This window comes from Beijerinckia sp. L45, from assembly GCF_009765775.1.
GTDB lineage: Bacteria > Pseudomonadota > Alphaproteobacteria > Rhizobiales > Beijerinckiaceae > RH-AL1.
Map to the genome: position 1 here is coordinate 1 of NZ_LMUU01000084.1, position 1491 is coordinate 1491.

Here is a 1491-nt window from a genome sequence, read left to right on the forward strand (position 1 = left end):
GGAAATTACGGCCCTTCGGCATGACCTGCCGGACGGCCGTGATCTCCTCCTGCGCGGCGAAATCGAACAGTTGCGGCGCCGTCGCGCGATCGGCGATGCGCTCGCGCGGCGGCAGGATCGGGCGCTTGATCTCGTCCGCGCGCGCCAGCGACACCATGTCCGGCCCGAGCGTCGACAGCAGGCCAAGCATGCGGCTCAGATCCTCGGCCTTTTCCGCGACGACATGCACGACGTCGCCCTCGCGCTGCAGCCGGCCGGTGACGGCGATGAACCGGCCGCCGATGACGGCCGGCCGCAACACCTCGAACACCTTTGGCCAGACGATGATATTGGCGACGCCGGTCTCGTCCTCCAGCGTCAGGAACACCGTGCCCTTGGCCGAGCCCGGCCGCTGCCGCACCAGCACGAGGCCGGCCACGGTGACGCGGCGATTGGCGGGATAGTTTTCGAGCTCTTCCGCCCGCAGTGCGCCGCGCTTGGTCAGCTGCGCCCGCATGAAAGCGACGGGATGCGCCTTCAGCGACAGCGACAGATGGCGGTAATCCTCCACGACATGCTGGCCGAGCGGCATCGGCGGCAGGTTCGCCTCCGGCTCGGTCTCGACGAAGCTCAGCGCCTTCAGCAGTGGCAGGTCGTCCTTGTCGCCTGATTTGTTGAGGCCGCGGACGATCCACAGCGCCTCGCGGCGATCGAGCCCGAGCGAGCGGAAAGCGTCGGCTTCGGCAAGCTTTTCCAGGACGGCGGGCGTGAGGTCGGCACGCAACCAGAGGTCGCGGATGGAATCGTAGCCCGCGCCGCGTTTTGCGACGAGGCGGGTCATGTCGGGTTCGCTGAGGCCGGAGACCTGGCGAAAGCCGAGCCGGATCGCATGGGTGCCAAAGATGTCGGCGGCGCGGTCGGCGTGCCTGCCGTGGACGTGGGGGCGGACGACGTCGAAGGCGCAAGCAGACTGGGCCACCCCTGGCTCCTCCCCACAAGGGGGAGGAGGATTGGACTGTGAAACCGGCTCCAAAACGCCCTCATCCTGAGGAGCAGGCGCAGCCTGCGTCTCGAAGGACGAGGGATCGTGAGGCTCGCTTTCTGGGGACTGCCCTCGTCCTTCGAGACGGCCCCGGCGGGCCTCCACAGGATGGGGGCTCTTTTCGACTGGTTCGAGTTCAAACAGAATCGAATCCCAGTCGGAAAAATTTACGTCGACGTCCGCGACCGGCACGCCGTGCTCGCGCGCGTCTCGCACGATCTGAGCAGGAGCATAAAATCCCATCGGCTGGGCATTCAAAAGCGCGCAGGCGAAGACGTCGGGGTAGCGGCATTTCATCCAGCACGAGGCATAGACGAGGCCGGCGAAGGAGGCCGCGTGGCTTTCGGGAAACCCGTAGGTTCCAAAACCTTCGATCTGCTTGAAGCAGCGCGTCGCGAACTCTTCCGGGTAGTTCCGATCGATCATGCCCTGCACCATCTTGGTGAAGAAGGTGCTGATCGTCCCGACCT

The 1491-nt window shown here is 65.9% G+C and carries 1 pseudogene; it reads right to left on the reverse strand.

The features are described 5' to 3' along the window. Nucleotides 1-184: 184 nt before the first annotated feature. Nucleotides 185-1491 (reverse strand): annotated as a pseudogene (locus GSQ79_RS29415) (OB-fold nucleic acid binding domain-containing protein); the annotation flags it as partial.